This window comes from Pseudomonas sp. NFX15 (assembly GCF_049132105.1).
Taxonomy (GTDB): Bacteria; Pseudomonadota; Gammaproteobacteria; order Pseudomonadales; family Pseudomonadaceae; genus Aquipseudomonas.
Window position 1 is genome coordinate 1 of sequence record NZ_JAFMPV010000007.1, and the last position, 19,354, is coordinate 19,354.

Consider the following 19,354-nt stretch of genomic DNA (forward strand, 5'->3'; position numbering starts at 1 on the left):
TCTACAGCAGCCTCATTTGCTGTCAAGCGGTTATTTTCAGAAGCTTTCAAGGATTTCCTTAACAACTTCAACCACTTGCGCCTCAGATCTCTCGTCAGCGGGAGGCGAATTCTACAGCGTTACACGCTGCTGTCAACACCTCTTTTTCAACTTCCTTTTGGCTTCGATGAACTGAAGCACTTGCGGCCGAAAACTTCGTAACTCGTTGTTTACCAAGGAGTTTTCCGTTTCGACTGCGCCGGAAGTGGGGCGAATTATAGACATCTGAGATCTGTCGTCAACAGCTAATTTCACAATTCTGTCATATAAGGCAAAAAAGCCCCGCAAACAAAAAGGCCGACCCAATGGGTCGGCCTTTTACGCCCTTCTACTTACAAACTAGGGAAGGCGAACTGCGAAGCCTCGTGGCTCGCGCGCTGCGGCCAGCGCTGGGTGATGGCCTTGCGGCGGGTGTAGAAACGCACGCCATCCGGTCCATAGGCATGCAGGTCGCCGAACAGCGAACGCTTCCAGCCGCCAAAGCTGTGGTAAGCCACCGGCACCGGCAGCGGCACGTTGACGCCGACCATGCCCACTTCAATCTCGTCGCAGAACAACCGTGCCGCTTCGCCGTCACGGGTGAAGATGCAGGTGCCGTTGCCGTATTCGTGATCGTTGATCAGCTGCATGGCTTCTTCCAGGCTGTTGACCCGAACAACGCACAGCACCGGTCCGAAGATTTCTTCTTTATAGATGCGCATTTCTGGCGTGACGTTATCGAACAGGCAGCCACCCAGGAAGAAGCCTTCCTCATGACCGGCCACGGTCAGACCACGGCCGTCTACAACCAGCGTTGCACCGGCGGCGACGCCGTCTTCTACATAGCCGCTGACTTTGTCGCGAGCCTGGCCGGTGACCAGAGGCCCCATGTCCAGGCCGCAGGAAGTACCGGCACCGATTTTCAGCGCCTGGATTTGCGGAACCAGTTTGGCCACCAGCGCATCGGCGACCTGATCACCCACGCACACCGCCACCGAGATCGCCATGCAGCGCTCACCGCAGGAACCGTAAGCCGCGCCCATCAATGCGCTGACCGCGTTGTCCAGATCCGCGTCCGGCATCAGCACCGCGTGGTTCTTCGCACCACCCAGGGCCTGAACGCGTTTGCCGCGCTTGGTGCCTTCGGAATAGATGTACTCGGCAATCGGAGTCGAACCCACGAAGCTCAGTGCTTTGACTTCCGGTGCTTCGATCAACGCGTCCACCGCTGTCTTGTCACCGTGCACCACACTCAGTACGCCCTTAGGCAAACCGGCTTCCAGCAGCAACTGAGCGATCAGCAGCGTCGAGCTTGGATCACGCTCGGATGGCTTGAGGATGAAGCAGTTACCGCAAACGATCGCCAGCGGGTACATCCACAGTGGCACCATCGCCGGGAAGTTGAACGGCGTGATACCGGCAACGACGCCCAGTGGCTGGAAATCCGACCATGCATCAATGTTCGGGCCAACGTTACGGCTGTACTCGCCCTTGAGGATTTCCGGCGCCGCGCACGCGAACTCGACGTTCTCGATGCCACGCTTCAGTTCGCCGGCCGCATCTTCGAGGGTCTTGCCGTGCTCTTCGCTGATCAATTGCGAGATGCGCGCTTCGTTCTGCTCCAGCAGTTGCTTGAAGCGGAACATCACTTGGGCACGCTTGGCCGGTGGGGTGTTGCGCCAGGCCGGGAATGCAGTCTTGGCCGCGTCGATGGCGCTCTGGATGGTTTCGCGGGTCGCCAGCGGCAACTTGTGGATTGCCTGGCCAGTCGACGGGTTGAACACATCGACCGCGCGACCGTTCTCGGTCACCAGTTCGCCATTGATCAAATGCGGAATAACGCTCATGGAAGCTCCTGAAAAGTTGTCCACAGGCACCCGTTTCCAGGCGCCCGTTGTTTATAGGTATATAGAAGAAGAAATCAGTCGATCTTGCTCAGCACTTCGCCGACCGCGTCGAACAGACGATCCAGGTCTTGCGGCTTGCTGTTAAAGGTTGGGCCGAACTGCAGGGTGTCACCGCCGAAGCGCACGTAGAACCCGGCTTTCCACAGCGCCATGCCGGCTTCGAACGGACGCACGATGGCGTCGCCGTCACGCGGGGCGATCTGGATTGCGCCAGCCAGGCCGAAGTTGCGGATGTCGATGATGTTCTTGGTGCCTTTGAGGCCGTGCAGCGCATTTTCGAAATGCGGTGCGACGTCGGCCACGCTCTGCACCAGGTTTTCCTTTTGCAGCAGGTCGAGTGCTGCCAGGCCCGCGGCGCAAGCCACCGGGTGCGCGGAATAGGTGTAGCCATGCGGGAATTCAACCGCGTATTCAGGCGTCGCCTGGTTCATGAAGGTCTGGTAGATCTCGGAGCTGGCAATCACCGCGCCCATCGGGATCGCGCCGTTGGTGACTTGCTTGGCGATGCACATCAGGTCCGGGGTCACGCCGAAGGTGGTGGCGCCGAACATGGTGCCGGTACGGCCGAAACCGGTAATCACTTCGTCGAACACCAGCAGGATGTTGTGCTGGTCGCAGATTTCACGCAGACGCTTGAGGTAACCCTGTGGTGGAACCAGCACGCCAGCGGAACCGGCCAATGGCTCGACGAATACAGCGGCGATGTTCGACGCATCGTGCAGTTCGATCAGCTTCAGCAGTTCGTCAGCCAGGGCGATCCCCCCCTGCTCCGGCATGCCACGGGAGTAAGCGTTGCTGGCGAGCAAGGTGTGCGGCAGGTGGTCGACGTCCATCATCGACTGACCGAACAGTTTACGGTTGCCGTTCACGCCACCGAGGCTGGTGCCGGCGATGTTCACACCGTGGTAGCCACGGGCACGGCCGATCATTTTGGTCTTGGTCGACTGACCTTTCAGGCGCCAGTAGGCACGGACCATTTTCACCGCGGTGTCAGCGCACTCGGACCCCGAGTCGGTGAAGAACACGTGGTTCAGGTTGCCCGGTGTCAGGTCGGTGATTTTCTCAGCCAACTGGAAAGACAAAGGATGGCCGTACTGGAAACCTGGCGAGTAGTCGAGGGTGCCCAGTTGCTTGGCGACCGCTTCCTGAATTTCCTTGCGAGTGTGACCTGCGCCGCAGGTCCACAGGCCGGACAGCGAGTCATACACCTTGCGGCCCTTGTCATCGATCAGCCAGCTGCCCTCGGCGCCAACGATCAGCCGCGGGTCGCGCTGGAAATTACGGTTGGCGGTGTAAGGCATCCAGTGAGCATCAAGCTTGAGCTGGCTGGCCAGGGAAGTCGGGGCGTTTTCAGGCAAGTTCATGGGCGAAACCTCGCAAGGCGATTAGCGCGTAGGGATTAAAAGCGTTGTTGCAGCTAAATTGCCACGGCGATAAAGTCTGTGAAATCCAACTCTTCTAATGTTCAGTCAGCCGACCACTAAACTTTCGAGAAACCCCCATGAGCACTCGCCGTCCCGATCCGCTGGCCCAGGTCAGCGACTTTGATATTCGCCTGCTGAGGATCTTTCGCAGCGTGGTGGAATGCGGCGGCTTTTCCGCGGCGGAAACCGTGCTTGGCATCGGCCGCTCGGCGATCAGCCAACAAATGAGCGACTTGGAGCAACGTCTCGGCCTGCGCCTCTGCCAACGGGGACGCGCCGGTTTTTCCCTGACCGAAGAAGGCCGCGAGGTCTATCAGTCGGCACTGCAACTGTTAAGTGCGCTAGAAAGCTTCCGCACCGAGGTCAATGGACTGCACCAGCATTTGCGCGGCGAGTTGATCATCGGGTTGACAGACAACCTTGTCACCCTGCCCCACATGCGCATCACCCACGCCCTCGCGCAATTGAAAGAGCGCGGCCCGGACGTACAGATCCAGATCCGCATGATCGCGCCCAATGAAGTCGAACAAGGCGTGCTCGACGGCCGCCTGCACGTCGGCGTCGTACCGCAGGCCAGCGCCCTGTCAGGTCTGGAATACCAGCCGCTGTATAGCGAACGCTCGCTGTTGTACTGCGCGGTCGGCCATCCGCTGTTTTATGTCGACGACAAGCAATTGGACGACGAGCGCCTGAACAGTCAGGACGCCATCGCCCCCACTTTCCGTTTGCCCGCGGAAATCCAGGCCCACTATCAAGCGCTCAATTGCACCGCCAGCGCTTCGGACCGCGAAGGCATGGCGTTTTTGATCCTGACCGGGCGCTATATCGGGTACTTGCCGGATCACTACGCGAGCCTTTGGGTGCAGCAAGGGCGGTTACGATCGCTGAAAGCAAAAACGCGTTTCTATGATTTGAGCCTGGCATCGGTCACCCGCAAGGGGCGCCGCCCGCATCTGGTGCTGGAGAGTTTTCTGGAGAGCCTGGCTGCCACACGCTGATTCGTCTGATAGCAGAAACTATAGGAGCGAGCCTGCTCGCGAAAGCGGTGTGTCCGTTGCATCTAAGTTGGCTGACACTCCCTCTTCGCGAGCAAGCTCGCTCCTACAGTGGATTGGTTTTGCCGCAAAGACTTGTCTGGCGCCTGTAGGTAAGCTATCAACGCACTGGCCGCCCTCACTCATCTTCCCGGAAGCGAAGCGCTTATGACCTTTGAAGTCCCAGCTCACGGCGGCAAACCCGCCAGCCGCATTCGTCAGAAAAACGAAGAGACCATCATCAAAGCCGCCGAAGACGAGTTCGCCCGTCACGGGTTCAAAGGCACCAGCATGAACACCATCGCCCAAAACGCCGGGCTGCCGAAGGCCAACCTGCATTACTACTTCAGCAACAAGCTCGGTTTGTACGTGGCGGTGTTGAGCAACATCATCGAGTTGTGGGACAGCACCTTCAACACCCTCACCGCCGAGGACGATCCTGCCGAAGCCCTGACCCGCTACATCCGCGCGAAAATGGAGTTTTCCCGGCGCCAGCCACAAGCCTCGCGGATTTTCGCCATGGAAGTCATCAGCGGCGGCGAATGCCTGAGCGAGTATTTCAACCAGGATTACCGCGCCTGGTTCCAGGGCCGCGCCGGTGTGTTCCAGGCCTGGATCGACGCCGGTAAGATGGATCCCGTCGACCCGGTGCACCTGATCTTCCTGTTGTGGGGCAGCACCCAGCATTATGCCGACTTCGCCACGCAGATTTGCCGCGTCACCGGGCGCACCAGGCTGACCAAGCAGGATATGGAAGAGGCTGGCAACAACCTGATCCGCATCATTCTCAAGGGCTGCGGCCTGACACCGACTATTTAAGTGCTTATGCCTTTTACCCTCAGCGGTCTTTGCGAATACCGCGAAGAGATTCGCAAGAGCCGCTTCATCACCTTCGCCGCGCCAATCACCAGCCCGGCCGAAGCCCAGGCGTTCATCGACCAGCACAGCGACTTGAACGCCACGCACAATTGCTGGGCGTGGAAGCTCGGCGCCCAATATCGCAGCACCGATGATGGCGAGCCCGGCGGGACAGCGGGCCGACCGATACTGGCAGCCATCGAAGCGCAGGATTGCGACCGGGTCGCGGTCTTGGTGATTCGCTGGTATGGCGGCATCCAACTGGGCACCGGTGGTCTCGCCCGGGCCTATGGCGGCGGCGCCAACAAGTGCCTGCAAGCGGCACCGAAGGTTGAACTGATCAGCCGGGTCCCGCTCACCTGCGCATGCGGGTTCGCCGAGCTGGCACTGGTGAAGCTCCGGGTGGCCGAAGCGGGTGGCCTGGTGGAAGACGAACACTTTACCGCCAACGGTGTCGAGTTGAAGCTTGCCGTGGGCGAAACACAGATCGCGACCTTGCAATCCCAGCTTGCCGATCTGAGCCGTGGACGCATTTTGTTGCAGCGATAAAGCACTGCAAGTTTTTGGGGCACGCCGGTTTTCCACTTATTCCTGATTTGCCCACAGCTACTGTGCACCCGGCTGTGGATAACCTGAGCACACACGGCTGTAACCCTTCTGTCATGCGGCTTTACGGGCTTTGCTCAAATTTCGTCCAATCTGCCACCATGCACATCAAATTCAAACAAAACAAACAGTTACAGTGGTTTATCACCTTTAGAAGAAAGACACCCAGTGCTTATGCCCATGCCGGGAGCTTGCGCACAAATACTGTGGAGCAATCTGTGGATAACCCGTTCATGGCGGTCGCCGCGCCATGTGGAACATGGCTTGTGGTCGATTGATCATTTTTTGATCAAGGCTGGGCGGGCAAAATGAGGGCCTGGAAAACAACGTTGCCCTCATCTGGTGCCGGGGTTTGCGCAATCTATTTCAAAGCAGCGCACTCAACACCTCGACTGACAGGTCTCGGAGGTTTTCCTGACCTAGTGGCCAGAAAATTGCTTTATCCACAGGCACAAGTCCAATCGCACCGAGCCTGTCATGCCCAATCACGCTCCAGCTCCTGATCCGGTTCCGCGCCTGCAATTGCGCAGAATCACCAAACGCTACCCCGGTTGCCTGGCCAACGACGCCATCGACCTGAGCATTGCCCCCGGTGAGATCCATGCCTTGCTCGGCGAGAACGGCGCGGGCAAAAGCACCCTGATGAAAATCATCTATGGCGTCACCCACGCCGACGCCGGCGAGGTCATCTGGCAAGGCCAGCGGGTCAGCTTGCGCAACCCGGCACAGGCACGCGGCCTGGGCATCGGCATGGTATTCCAGCACTTTTCCTTGTTCGAAACCTTGAGCGTGGCGCAAAACATTGCCCTAGCCATGGGCGCGGCAGCGGGTACACCGAAACAGCTCGAACCGAAAATCCGTGAAGTGTCCCGGCGCTACGGCATGGCGCTGGAACCGGAGCGACTTGTCCACAGCCTGTCGATTGGCGAACGGCAACGGGTGGAAATCATTCGCTGCCTGATGCAGGACATCCGCCTGCTGATTCTCGATGAGCCGACCTCGGTGTTAACCCCACAGGAGGCCGACGATTTGTTCGTCACCCTGCGTCGTCTCGCTGCCGAGGGCTGCAGCATTCTGTTTATCAGCCACAAGCTCGGGGAAGTCCGCTCGTTGTGCCACAGCGCGACGGTGTTGCGTGGTGGTCGAATGGCCGGGCATTGCGTGCCGGCCGAGTGTTCGGATCAGCAACTGGCGCGGTTGATGGTCGGTGAAGCGGCTGAACTCATTGCCGGCTATCCGAAGGTGACGGGCACCGCCGCATTCCTCAACGTGGACAACTTGTCCTGGCACAACCCGGACCCGTTCGGTTGCTCGCTCAAAGGCATCAACCTTGAAGTGCGCAGCGGGGAAATCGTCGGCATCGCCGGCGTGGCGGGTAACGGCCAGGATGAACTGCTGGCCCTGCTCAGCGGTGAACAACGCTTGTCGCGACACGACGGCGCAACGATTCGCTTTGGCCGCGAAGCAGTTGCCCATCTGCGCCCAGACGCCCGTCGCGAGCGAGGCCTGGCGTTTGTCCCGGCTGAACGCCTGGGCCATGGTGCGGTGCCGGCATTGAGCCTGGCCGACAACGCGCTGCTGACCGCCTTCCAGCAGGGCCTGGTAAGTCACGGCCTGATCCGGCGCGGCAAAGTCGAAGCGCTGGCCAGAGAAATCATCCGCCGTTTCGGGGTGAAGACGCCCGATAGCCAGACACCGGCCCGCAGCCTGTCCGGCGGCAATTTGCAGAAATTCATTCTCGGCCGGGAAATCCTTCAGCAACCCAAGCTGCTGGTCGCCGCGCACCCCACGTGGGGCGTGGACGTCGGCGCCGCCGCGACCATTCACCGCGCACTGATTGCCTTGCGCGATGCCGGCGCGGCGATCCTGGTGATCTCCGAAGACCTCGACGAACTGTTCCAGATCAGCGACCGCCTCGGCGCGTTGTGCGCCGGTCGACTGTCGGCACTTCACGCCACGGTCGACACGCACTTGAGCGATGTCGGCGGCTGGATGGCCGGGCAGTTCGACGCCCCTCAACCCCTCGCATCCGCCACGCGCTAACGGAGTGTCACATGCTGCTTTCCCTTGAACCCCGTGGCCAGCAATCGCGCCTGATGCTGTGGTGCTCGCCGTTGCTGGCGGCTGCACTGACGCTGGGCTGTGGTTCGCTGTTGTTTGTTGCGCTAGGGCATGACCCGTTGCAAACCTTGCACACATTGCTGATTGCACCGGTCAGCGACTTGTACGGTGTCTCCGAACTGTTGGTCAAAGCCCTGCCGATTCTGCTCTGCGCCCTGGGCCTGGCCGTCGCCTACCAGGCGCGCATCTGGAACATCGGCGCTGAAGGCCAACTGCTGCTCGGCGCGTTAGCCGGTAGTGCGCTGGCGGTGAACATCATCGACCTGCAAAGCCGTTGGGCGCTGGTGCTCGTCTTGCTTACCGGCACCCTGGCCGGCGCCGCGTGGGCGGGGCTGACGGCATGGTTGCGCACGCGCTTCAACGCCAACGAAATCCTCACCAGCATCATGCTCAACTACATCGCCCTGAACCTGTTGCTGTATTGCGTGCACGGCCCGCTGAAAGACCCGGAAGGTTTCAATTTTCCGCAATCGGCGATGTTCGGCGACGCCAGTCGCTTGCCGCTGCTGATGGAAGATGGCCGGGTGCATGCCGGGGTGTATTTTGCCCTATTGGCACTGGTGGCGGTGTGGGTGTTGTTGCAGAAAAGCTTTGTCGGCTTCCAGATCAAGGTGCTCGGGCTCGACAAGCGGGCCGCCGGTTTTGTCGGCTTTCGCGAGAAGCGTCTGATCTGGCTCGCGCTGTTGATCAGTGGCGGCCTGGCCGGGCTGGCCGGTGTCTGCGAAGTCACTGGGCCGATTGGCCAGTTGGTGCCGCAAGTCTCGCCGGGCTACGGCTATGCGGCGATCACCGTGGCGTTTCTCGGTCGCCTCAACCCCATCGGCATCGTGTTTTCCAGCCTGTTGATGGCGCTGCTGTACATCGGCGGCGAAAGCGCGCAAATGAGCCTGAACCTGCCGCAAGCGATCACTCAATTGTTCCAGGGCATGATGCTGTTTTTCCTGCTGGCCAGCGATGTACTGATTCTCTACCGACCCCGCTTGAACCTGCGCTGGACCCGCCGCGCCCAAGCCACCGCCGTACAAGCAGGAGCGCTGTGATGGATATCGATCTGCTGAGCAATATTTTCTACGCCATGGTCCGTTGCGGCACACCGTTGCTGCTGGTAGCGATGGGTGAACTGATCTGCGAGAAGAGCGGCGTCCTCAACCTGGGCCAGGAAGGCATGATGCTGTTTGGTGCGGTGATCGGCTTCATTGTCGCGTTCAACTCCGGCAATTTGTGGCTTGGGGTGGTGCTGGCGATGCTCGCGGGCATGTTGCTGTCGTCGCTGTTTGCGCTGGTGGCGCTGGTGTTCAATGCCAATCAGGTGGCCACCGGCCTGGCCCTGACGATTTTCGGCGTGGGCCTGTCGACCTTCGTCGGCACGGCGTGGGTCGGCAAGCCGCTGGCGGGTTTCGAGCCGTTGGCCATTCCGTACCTGAGTGAAATCCCGCTGATCGGGCGGATGCTGTTTGCCCAGGACCTGCTGGTGTACCTGTCGTTCGCGCTGTTTGCGCTGGTGGCCTGGGTGGTATTGAAAAGCCGTGTCGGGCTGATCATTCAAGCGATCGGGGAAAACCCGGATGCGGCCAGCGCCATGGGCTTGCCGGTGTTGGCCGTACGCACGCTGGCGGTGTTGTTCGGCGGTGCCATGGCCGGGCTGGCCGGGGCTTATCTGTCTCTGGCGTACACGCCAATGTGGGCGGAAAACATGAGCGCCGGGCGCGGCTGGATTGCCCTGGCGCTGGTGGTGTTTGCCAGTTGGCGGGTGTGGCGTTTGCTGCTCGGGGCGTATCTGTTCGGGCTCGCCAGCATCCTGCATCTGGTGGCGCAGGGCTTGGGGCTGGCGATTCCTTCGAGCTTGCTGGCGATGCTGCCGTATGTGGCGACCATTGGGGTGTTGGTGTTGTTGTCACGGGATGCGCTGCGTACGCGATTATATGCGCCGGTGTCGTTGGGGCAGCCTTGGCAGGTGGGGCACTAGAGGTAGTCTGGTCTGGCCGCTTCGCGAGCAAGCCCGCTCCCACAGGAATCCCGAAACCGTGGGAGCGGGCTTGCTCGCGAAGAGGCCCGTATGATCAACAATGAACTCGACGCCTTGCATCGCGCGATGCAGCATAGGCCCCACCCGCGATCCCCAACATTCAAGGAAGCCACCCATGACCACGGCAAAAACCGCACTCATCATCGGCGCCTCCCGGGGCCTTGGCCTCGGGCTGGTGAAAACCCTGCTGGCCGACGGCTGGGAGGTCACCGCCACCGTGCGCGATCCGCAAAAAGCCTACGCCTTGCAGGCGCTGGGCACGGTGCGGATCGAAAAACTCGACATGGATGACCAGCAAGCGCTGTCCGCGCTGAGCCAGCAACTCAAGGGCGAGGTGTTCGACCTGTTGTTCGTCAATGCCGGCGTCAAGGGACCGAATGTGCAGACGCCGAACGGTGGCGCGACCATGGCCGAAGTCGGCCAGTTGTTCTTTACCAATGCCGTGGCGCCAATCAACCTGGCCCAGTACTTCGTCGGGCAAATCCGCCCGGGCAGTGGGGTACTGGCGTTCATGAGTTCCGGTCTGGGCAGCGTGACCGTGCCCGACGCGCCGGAGCTGGCGTTGTACAAGGCGAGCAAGGCGGCACTGAATTCCATGACCAACAGTTTCGTCACCCAGTTGGCCGAGCCGACACTGACCGTGCTGTCGCTGCACCCAGGCTGGGTGAAGACCGACATGGGCGGTGAAGGCGCAGACATCGACGTGGACACCAGCACCCGCGGCCTGGTGGACCAGGTCAATGGGTATGCCGGCAAGGGCGGGCATCACTTCATTAATTACCGGGGCGAGACCATTCCCTGGTGACCGCCACCGCCCCCTGTAGGAGCTGGCTTGCCAGCGAAGACGGTGTGTCAGCCAATGCAGGAGTCGACTGCAATATCGCTTTCGCTGGCAAGCCAGCTCCTACACAGGGTTTGCACCCGTCTGGTCGGGTCGGGCTTGCTCGCCAGGCCGATTTGTTTGAAACTGCGCACCTCGCCTCCCCGGCGAACCTGGATCAGCAGACAGGGCAACACTGAGCTGGCAACCCTGAACCCTACTTTCAGAGGAGCCGGCCAACATGCCTGCGACCCGTACCTGGTTAAAAAATCCCCTCGCCATTTTCACGTCCAACGATCTCGATGCCCGTGGTGGTTTGGTGCTGCAAGACGGTTTGATCGTCGAAGTGCTTGGCGCTGGGCAACAACCGTCCGCACCGTGCAACGAAGTGTTCGATGCCCGTGAGCATGTGATCCTGCCGGGCCTGATCAACACCCATCACCACTTCTATCAAACTTTGACCCGCGCCTGGGCGCCGGTGGTCAACCAGCCGCTGTTCCCGTGGCTGAAAACCCTGTACCCGGTCTGGGCCCGCCTGACCCCGGAAAAACTCGCCCTCGCCACCAAAGTCGCGTTGGCCGAATTGCTGCTGTCCGGCTGCACCACCGCCGCTGACCACCATTACCTGTTCCCGCAAGGCCTGGAAAACGCCATCGACGTGCAAGTCGAGAGTGTTCGCGAACTGGGCATGCGCGCCATGCTGACTCGCGGTTCCATGAGCCTCGGTGAAAAAGACGGTGGCCTGCCGCCGCAACAGACCGTGCAGGAAGGCGAAGTGATCCTCGCCGACAGCCAGCGCCTGATCGCCGAGTACCACGAACGCGGTGACGGTGCGCAAATCCAGATCGCCCTGGCACCGTGCTCGCCGTTCTCGGTGACCCCGCAAATCATGTCTGCCAGTGCCGAACTGGCGAACAAACTCGATGTGCGCCTGCACACCCACCTGGCCGAAACCCTCGACGAAGAAGATTTCTGCCTGCAACGCTTCGGCCTGCGCACCGTGGATTACCTGGACAGCGTCGGCTGGCTCGGCCCGCGTACCTGGCTGGCCCACGGCATCCACTTCAACCCGGACGAAATCGCCCGCCTTGGCGCCGCCAAAACCGGTATCTGCCACTGCCCGAGTTCGAACATGCGCCTGGCCTCGGGTATTTGCCCGAGCATCGAGCTGACCGATGCCGGCGCCTTGCTCGGCCTCGGTGTAGATGGTTCTGCGTCCAACGATGCTTCGAACATGATGCTCGAAGCACGTCAGGCGTTGTACATCCAGCGCCTGCGTTACGGCGCCGAAAAGATCACCCCGGAACGCGTGCTCGGCTGGGCGACCAAAGGTTCGGCGAGCCTGTTGGGCCGTACCGACATCGGCGAGCTGGCCGTTGGCAAGCAGGCCGACCTGGCGCTGTTCAAGCTCGATGAACTGCGTTTCTCCGGTAGCCATGATCCGGTCTCGGCACTGTTGCTGTGCGGTGCGGATCGTGCGGACCGGGTGATGGTCGGCGGCAAGTGGCGAGTGATCGACGGACAGGTCGAAGGGCTGGACCTGAAAGGCTTGATTGCCGATCACAGCCAGGCGGCGCGGCAGTTGATCGCCGGGACCTGATATAACACCCGTTAAAACTGTAGGCGCGAGCCTGCTCGCGATCGCGGTATTTCAGTCACTGATGATGTTGACTGACACACCGCTATCGCGAGTAGGCTCGCTCCTACAGGGGGTTTTGTGGCGGGTTCAGAGGCCCAGTAGCGACAACATGAGGAACGTCGCGAACAACACGAAGTGCGTCATGCCTTCGATGGCGTTGGTTTCGCCGTCATTGAGGTTGATCGCGCTGACGATCAGCGTGAGGAAAATCATCACCGTCTGCACCGGCGTCATCGCCATCTGGAACGGCTGGCCCGTGTAGAGCGCCATCGCTTCCATCACCGGCACGGTCAGGATCACCGTCGACAAGGACGCGCCCATGGCGATGTTGACCACCGACTGCATGCGGTTGGCTAATGCCGCACGCAATGCGGTCAGGATCTCCGGCGCCGCGGAGATCGCCGCCACCAGGATCGCCGTGATCACCGGCGGAGCCCCCGTCCCTTCCAGCCCCAGGTCGAGGGTCTTGGCCATCACTTCGGCCAACGCGCCAATCACCACCACGCCGAATATCAAGATGCCGATACTCAGCAGCAAATTGACCGGCTGCGGTTCTTCGCTGGGCACTTTCCTGCGGCGTTTGTCGGGGTAGCTGTAGCTGAAAAAATAACTGTGCGGCCCGACCTGCATGCGCAGGAACAAGGCATACAGCACCACCATCGCGCCGATGGTGAAGGCCGAATAGAGTTTCCACTGCGCCTGGGGAATGAACTCCGGCACCACCATCGAAACGCCCATGGCGGTGAGAATCATCACGCTGTAGCTGCGCGCCGAGTCATCGTTATACGACTGCTCGCCGTGCTTGAGCCCCCCCATCAATGCCGCGAGGCCGAGGATACCGTTGATATCGAGCATCACCGCCGAGTAGATCGTATCGCGCACCAGCGTCGCCGACGCTTCGTTGCTCATCATGATCGCCAGGATCACCACTTCCACCAGCACGGCGGCGAGGGTCAGGATCATCGTGCCGTAGGGATCACCGACCTTTTCCGCGAGCAACTCGGCCTGATGCGCGACGCGCATCGAGGCGGCAACGATGAAGGCAATCAACACCAGCCCACTGACCAACGCGACGGTTTGACCGCTGCGCAACAGCCAGTGCTCCAGCGGATAGGCCAGGCACGCGGCGATCAGCGCCAACAGCAGGAAGCTTTCTTGCTTGAGAGTGGTGAGCATGGCGGGCCTTTTTGCCGAGTGAAGCCGATGAGCTACTGACTGCGGGGTGGCGCTAACGTTTCGTTTTACCTTAGCGCACCAAGAGCAGGCAGCCGGTTTGGCAGGTGCACTTTTATCGGCCTTACTGGCCCCTTCGCTGACAAGCCAGCGCCTACAGGAATCGCGCAACGCCTGTAGCAGCTGGCTTGCCAGCGAAGGCCGCGCTCCGATTTCAAAAAGATAGTTGTCTTGTTGGTCAGCAATTTGCATTGCCCTGTGCAAGCCCAAGCGCCCAGCCAACCTCACAACAAAATGGAGTTTCAATTCATGCACAAACGTCCGTTGAAGAAGCTGCTTTGCGCCGTCACGGCGGCCATCGGTTTGAGCGCCAGCCTGACCGCCAGCGCCAACGACCCGCTGAAAGTCGGCTTCGTCTATATCGGCCCGATTGGCGACCACGGCTGGACGTATCAGCATGAACAGGGGCGCAAGGAACTCGCGGACAAATTCGGCGCGCAGATCACCACCAACTACGTGGAAAACGTCGCCGAAGGTGCCGACGCCGAGCGCGTGATCCGCAACATGGCCAAGGACAAATACGACCTGATCTTCACCACATCCTTCGGCTACATGAACCCCACCGTGAAAGTCGCCAAGCAATTTCCCACGGTGACCTTCGAGCACGCCACTGGCTACAAGCAGGACAAGAACCTCGGCACCTACCTGGCACGCACCTACGAGGGCCGCTACGTCAGCGGCTTCCTCGCCGCGAAGATGACCAAGACCAAGAAGATCGGCTACGTCGCCTCGTTCCCGATCCCGGAAGTGATCCGCGACATCAACGCCATCCAGCTGGCCCTGAACAAGTACAACCCGGGCACCGAGATCAAGGTGGTGTGGGTCAACTCGTGGTTCGATCCGGGCAAGGAAGCCGATGCCGCCAACGCCCTGATCGACCAGGGCGTGGACGTGGTGTTCCAGCACACCGACAGCCCGGCGCCGATCCAGGCGGCCGAGCGGCGCGGCGTCTACGCCGTGGGCTACGCTTCGGACATGGCGCACTTCGGCCCCAAAGCGGTACTGACCTCCATCGTCAACGACTGGGGCCCGCACTACATCCAGGCCACCCAAAGCGTGATCGACCATGACTGGAAATCCCAGGACTACTGGGGCGGCATGAAGGAAGGCACGATTCAATTGCCGATCAGCGACCTGGTCCCGCCAGCAGTGAAGAGCGAAGCCGAACAGCTCATCGCCGACATCAAGAGTGGTGCGCTGCAGCCGTTCACCGGGCCGATCAAGGATCAGGCCGGCGTCGAGAAAATCCCGGCGGGCATTAGCGCGACAACAGCGGAACTGGCGTCGATGAATTACTACGTGGAAGGCATGAAGGCCGAGATGCCCAAGTAATTTTCAGCCCCCTCACACCCTCTGTAGGAGCTGGCTTGCCAGCGAATGCGTCATCACATTCAACAAAAATGCTGGATCGGATGGCCTCTTCGCTGGCAAGCCAGCGCCTACAAGGGATTCATAGCGTTCTCAAGGATTGCGTATGAACAGCCTTCCCATCATCGACATCAGCCCGCTCTACAACGATGACCAAAATGCCTGGCCAGCCGTGGCGAAACAAATCGACCAGGCCTGCCGCGAGTGGGGCTTTTTCTACATCCAGGGTCACCCAATCAGCGCGCCCCGGATCGATGCCCTGTTCGACCACGCCAAGCGCTTCTTTGGCCTGCCTGCCGCCGAAAAACTCACGATCGACATCACCCAGACCCGTCACCATCGTGGCTACGGCGCCATCGCCACTGAGCAACTGGACCCGAGCAAGCCCAGCGACCTCAAGGAAACGTTCGACATGGGCCTGCACCTGCCGGCCGACCACCCCGAGGTGCTCGCGGAAAAACCCTTGCGCGGCCCCAACCGTCACCCCGTGCAACCCGGTTGGCAAGCGCTGATGGAGCAGCATTACGCCGACATGCAAGCCCTCGCCCAAACGCTGTTGCGCGCCATGACCCTGGCCTTGGGCATCGAACCGGACTTTTTCGACACACGCTTCAAAGACCCGGTCAGCGTGCTGCGCATGATCCATTACCCGCCACGCCACACCGCCAGTTCCGCCGAGCAGCAAGGCGCCGGGGCGCACACCGATTACGGCTGCATCACCCTGCTCTACCAGGACGCGGCAGGCGGGCTGCAAGTGCGCAACGTCAAGGGCGAATGGATCGATGCGCCGCCCATCGTCGGCACGTTCGTGGTCAACCTTGGCGACATGATGGCGCGCTGGAGCAATGACCGTTATCTGTCGACCCCGCACCGGGTGATCAGCCCATTGGGCGTGGACCGTTACTCGATGCCGTTCTTTGCAGAACCTCACCCCGATACTCGTATCGAATGCCTGCCCGGTTGCCAGGATGAACAGCACCCGGCGAAATACCCGGCCACCACCTGCGCCGAGTTCCTGCTCTCGCGCTTCGCCGACACCTACGCCTATCGTCGGGAACTGGAAGCGGTGTGATGAACCGCCCGGTCAGGTTTTACCAATTTTTGCGGCAACACTCTGTAGAATGGCGGCCATTGCACCTGATGAGAAAAGAATCATGTATGACTGGCTGAACGCCCTGCCCAAGGCAGAATTGCACCTACACCTGGAAGGTTCGCTGGAACCCGAGCTGTTGTTCGCCCTGGCCGAGCGCAACAAGATTGCCTTGCCGTGGAACGACGTCGAAACCTTGCGCAAGGCGTATGCCTTCATCAACCTGCAAGAGTTCCTCGACTTGTATTACAAGGGCGCCGATGTGTTGCGCACCTCCCAGGATTTCTACGACCTGACCTGGGCGTACCTGCTCAAGTGCAAAGAGCAGAACGTGATTCACACCGAACCGTTCTTCGACCCGCAGACTCACACCGACCGTGGCATCGCGTTCGAAGTGGTGCTCAATGGCATCGCCGCCGCACTCAAGGATGGGGAGCAGCAACTGGGCATCACCAGTGGCTTGATCCTGAGCTTCCTGCGCCACCTCAGCGAAGACGAAGCACAGAAAACCCTCGACCAGGCACTGCCGTTTCGCGATGCGTTCGTTGCCGTGGGCCTGGACAGTTCCGAGATGGGCCATCCGCCGAGCAAATTCCAGCGCGTGTTCGACCGCGCTCGTCACGAAGGCTTCCTGACGGTGGCCCACGCCGGTGAAGAAGGCCCACCTGAGTACATCTGGGAAGCCATCGACCTGCTGAAAATCCAGCGCATTGACCACGGCGTGCGCGCCATCGAAGACGAGCGCCTGATGCAGCGCATCATCGACGAGCAGATCCCGCTGACCGTGTGCCCGTTGTCCAACACAAAGCTCTGCGTGTTCGATCACATGTCGCAGCACAACATTCTCGACATGCTCGAGCGCGGCGTGAAAGTGACGGTGAACTCCGATGACCCGGCGTACTTCGGCGGTTACGTCACCGAAAACTTCGATGCGCTCTACACACACCTGGGCATGACCCAGGACCAGGCCCAACGCCTGGCGCAGAACAGCCTCGATGCACGATTGGTCAAACCGTAAGCAACATCGCCGAACAATAGTAGGCGCTGGCTTGCCAGCGAAGGCGTCGCCTCATTCACTGAAAATGTTGAATGTTCCGGCCTCTTCGCTGGCAAGCCAGCTCCTACGGGTTGGGTGTTTGGTCAAAGTCCTAGAATGCCATTTCCAGTTCGGTATCCTTGGCGAAGCGATGAATCTCGCGTTGCCCAGCAGCCGTCACCTGCAAGGCTCGGGAGTCGTTGGGCAGGCTCAACCAGCCCGACTGCATGAAAAGCTGCAACAACGCCGCGCCCAGCGAGCCGCCCATGTGCGGGCGTCTTTCGCTCCAGTCAGGGCACGCACAGGCAACCCGGCCGTTGTGATGGGTCAGTGCCTGGATGTACACGCCCCGTGCCGCCAATTCCGTCGCACCCTTGAGTGTGACTGTCACTCGTTGATCGAACTGTTCGATCCAGTTGGCCTCCAGCAGCCGCTGATACAGGTCGGCGGACAGGGTGCCCCCCAAATGATCGTCACACAGTCGGGCACGCAACAACGACGAACGCACCGCCTGGGGTTTGACCGGCAGCGCATTGCGCTTGAAGACATCCGCAATATCCTGGGGTGCACTGGCGAGGGTCGCGCTGGCGAGGGCTTCGATGGCGGCCCCGACCTCGGGCGCGGCCAGGCGAAAGAAACGTTTGCGGCCGCGGTTCTCAACCTTCAACAACCCTCCGGCGGACAAACGTCCCAGGTGTGCGCTGGCCGAAGACGGCGACAGGCCGGCCAGCAACGCCAGCTCTTCGGTTGCTCGCGCCGCGCCATCCATCAAGGCCCACATCATTGCACTGCGCTTGGGGTCAGCCAGCAATGTGGCGATCTGGCTGATGCAAGGTGCATGTTCCATGTATTCACTCCCTGTTGAATCGTTTCGTCTACTGCCCAGAGTCATCTTGACCAGTAATGTGTCGTCGGCCAATCCGGGGAAACCGCCACAGACCCGGCAACGCCTTGCCCAATGATCGGCATTGCCTGGCCGGTGCTGCGAAGGCCGCAAAGATGGCCGCGCTACCGGGCCGACTCGAACGTGGCCCCGCCATTACGGGGTCGACGCTACGTGCATCTTGCGGGCGATAGTATAGGCGGGTTGGGCGCCGGTTCCTGTCCTCCGCCCGGCTCAGGTGGTGATCGTTCTTGAGGGAAATTTCTCTTTTTTGCTGCGACTAATGATCGATATCCGCCAAGCCCGGAAATTGACTGCCGATTGCGGCGCATCGGCTGGCAAGCATTTCCCGCAACAGGTTCACCGGCTTACTCAATTGTGCGCGATGGGCGCACAACAGATTCAGCGGTGCACGCTCACACAGCAGCTCCGGCATCAGTACCTTCAAGCGACCGGCCTGCACATCGGCGGCGACATCGAGCCAGGACTTGTAGGCGATCCCGGCACCAGCCAAGGCCCACAGGCGCACGACGTCGGCATCGTCACTGAAGCGATCGCCACTGACGGTCAGGCTGACTTCGCGTTTGCCGTCGTGGAAACTCCAATGGTCGTGGACCCGGCTGCCGAGCATGTACAACAGGCAATTGTGCTGGGCCAATTGCTCCAGATGCCGCGGCTCGCCATGGCGCGCCAGATACTCGGGAGCGGCGCATAACACCCGGCGGTTCTGCGGGGCGATGGGCAGCGCCACCAGGCTGGAATCCTCCGGTTCTCCGTAGCGCAGGGCGATGTCCACCGGCTGGCGAAACAGATCGGCAATGCGGTCACCGAGCAGCAGCCGCACGGTCAGTTTCGGATGTTCGCGCTGAAACTCATCGAGCCAGTGCAGCAGCAGGTTGCGACCAAAGTCCGAGGGCGCCGACAATTGCAGAACGCCACTGACCTGGTCCTGACCGCTCGCCAACAACCGCCGGCCTTCGTCAAGATTGCTCAGGGCCGCACGGGCGTATTCCAAAAAGCCCTCGCCTTCGGCGGTCAGGCGCAGGCTGCGTGTCGAACGGGCCAGCAGGCGGGCGCCGAGTTGTTGTTCGATGCGCTTGAGCGCCGCACTGGCCACGGCCGCCGACATGTCCATGCCCCGGGCGGCCGCCGACAGACTGCCCAGGTCCGCTGCCCGGACAAACAACTGCAAGTCATCAAAACGCAGCATCGAAAGCCCCGATTATCAACAAACCATTGAAAGAGACTGCTCTTTTAGCCGGTTTTATCTTCAGTGGAAATAGCCAATCAT

General features: G+C 60.7%; 17 protein-coding genes. 12 read left to right on the forward strand and 5 right to left on the reverse strand.

Features of this window, described 5'->3' with window-relative positions; translation table 11 throughout:
- Positions 1-201, forward strand: a 201-nt coding sequence (locus J1D76_RS09730; RefSeq protein WP_421138102.1) for a hypothetical protein, incomplete at its 5' end; no start/stop codon positions are given.
- Positions 202-371: 170 nt separating this feature from the next.
- On the opposite strand, the gene J1D76_RS09735 is transcribed toward J1D76_RS09730, so the two are convergent.
- Together J1D76_RS09735 and J1D76_RS09740 are read right to left on the reverse strand one after the other, a co-directional pair.
- Entirely contained in the window at positions 372-1,865 is a 1,494-nt protein-coding gene (locus J1D76_RS09735) for a CoA-acylating methylmalonate-semialdehyde dehydrogenase (protein ID WP_421138103.1), read from the reverse strand.
- Between the two features lie 74 nt (positions 1,866-1,939).
- Positions 1,940-3,289, reverse strand: a complete 1,350-nt coding sequence (locus J1D76_RS09740) for an aspartate aminotransferase family protein (RefSeq protein WP_421138104.1) — start codon at positions 3,287-3,289, stop codon at positions 1,940-1,942.
- A 137-nt stretch (positions 3,290-3,426) separates the two neighbouring features.
- Between J1D76_RS09740 and J1D76_RS09745 the strand changes: the two genes are divergently transcribed.
- The 8 genes from J1D76_RS09745 (at position 3,427) to J1D76_RS09780 (ending at position 12,414) form a co-directional block, all read left to right on the forward strand.
- A complete protein-coding gene (locus tag J1D76_RS09745) occupies positions 3,427-4,347 on the forward strand; it encodes a LysR family transcriptional regulator (protein ID WP_421138105.1) in 921 nt (306 codons plus the stop codon).
- Between the two features lie 204 nt (positions 4,348-4,551).
- Entirely contained in the window at positions 4,552-5,202 is a 651-nt protein-coding gene (locus tag J1D76_RS09750) for a TetR/AcrR family transcriptional regulator (protein WP_421138106.1), read from the forward strand.
- 6 nt (positions 5,203-5,208) lie between these two features.
- A complete protein-coding gene (locus J1D76_RS09755) occupies positions 5,209-5,790 on the forward strand; it encodes an IMPACT family protein (protein ID WP_421138335.1) in 582 nt (193 codons plus the stop codon).
- Positions 5,791-6,324: 534 nt separating this feature from the next.
- A complete protein-coding gene (locus tag J1D76_RS09760) occupies positions 6,325-7,890 on the forward strand; it encodes an ABC transporter ATP-binding protein (protein ID WP_421138107.1) in 1,566 nt (521 codons plus the stop codon).
- A gap of 11 nt (positions 7,891-7,901) precedes the next feature.
- Positions 7,902-9,008, forward strand: a complete 1,107-nt coding sequence (locus J1D76_RS09765) for an ABC transporter permease (protein ID WP_421138108.1) — start codon at positions 7,902-7,904, stop codon at positions 9,006-9,008.
- The gene (locus J1D76_RS09770) at positions 9,008-9,934 is read left to right on the forward strand and encodes an ABC transporter permease (RefSeq protein ID WP_421138109.1); all 927 of its coding nucleotides are present in this window, start codon (positions 9,008-9,010) and stop codon (positions 9,932-9,934) included. Before J1D76_RS09765 ends, J1D76_RS09770 begins: the two co-directional genes overlap by 1 nt.
- A gap of 175 nt (positions 9,935-10,109) precedes the next feature.
- Positions 10,110-10,799 carry an SDR family oxidoreductase gene (locus J1D76_RS09775; protein WP_421138110.1) on the forward strand — a complete coding sequence of 230 codons (690 nt, stop codon included), beginning with the start codon at positions 10,110-10,112 and terminating at the stop codon, positions 10,797-10,799.
- 256 nt (positions 10,800-11,055) lie between these two features.
- Positions 11,056-12,414, forward strand: a complete 1,359-nt coding sequence (locus J1D76_RS09780; protein ID WP_421138111.1) for an 8-oxoguanine deaminase — start codon at positions 11,056-11,058, stop codon at positions 12,412-12,414.
- A gap of 126 nt (positions 12,415-12,540) precedes the next feature.
- Here J1D76_RS09780 and J1D76_RS09785 read toward each other — a convergent pair whose 3' ends face one another.
- The gene (locus tag J1D76_RS09785) at positions 12,541-13,629 is read right to left on the reverse strand and encodes a calcium:proton antiporter (protein ID WP_421138112.1); all 1,089 of its coding nucleotides are present in this window, start codon (positions 13,627-13,629) and stop codon (positions 12,541-12,543) included.
- 306 nt (positions 13,630-13,935) lie between these two features.
- On the opposite strand from J1D76_RS09785, the gene J1D76_RS09790 reads away from it, so the two are divergent.
- The 3 genes from J1D76_RS09790 to J1D76_RS09800 all read left to right on the forward strand — a co-directional run bounded on the left by J1D76_RS09790 (position 13,936) and on the right by J1D76_RS09800 (position 17,162).
- Positions 13,936-15,018, forward strand: coding sequence for a BMP family ABC transporter substrate-binding protein (locus tag J1D76_RS09790; protein WP_421138113.1), 1,083 nt, complete (start codon positions 13,936-13,938; stop codon positions 15,016-15,018).
- 142 nt (positions 15,019-15,160) lie between these two features.
- A complete protein-coding gene (locus J1D76_RS09795) occupies positions 15,161-16,126 on the forward strand; it encodes a 2-oxoglutarate and iron-dependent oxygenase domain-containing protein (RefSeq protein WP_421138114.1) in 966 nt (321 codons plus the stop codon).
- An 82-nt stretch (positions 16,127-16,208) separates the two neighbouring features.
- Positions 16,209-17,162, forward strand: a complete 954-nt coding sequence (locus J1D76_RS09800) for an adenosine deaminase (protein ID WP_421138115.1) — start codon at positions 16,209-16,211, stop codon at positions 17,160-17,162.
- 130 nt (positions 17,163-17,292) lie between these two features.
- Here J1D76_RS09800 and J1D76_RS09805 read toward each other — a convergent pair whose 3' ends face one another.
- Both J1D76_RS09805 and J1D76_RS09810 read right to left on the reverse strand, forming a co-directional pair.
- Positions 17,293-18,027 carry an ArsR/SmtB family transcription factor gene (locus tag J1D76_RS09805; protein ID WP_421138116.1) on the reverse strand — a complete coding sequence of 245 codons (735 nt, stop codon included), beginning with the start codon at positions 18,025-18,027 and terminating at the stop codon, positions 17,293-17,295.
- Positions 18,028-18,343: 316 nt separating this feature from the next.
- Positions 18,344-19,273 (reverse strand): LysR family transcriptional regulator, encoded by a 930-nt coding sequence (locus J1D76_RS09810; protein ID WP_421138117.1) that lies wholly within the window; start codon positions 19,271-19,273, stop codon positions 18,344-18,346.
- Positions 19,274-19,354: the final 81 nt, after the last annotated feature.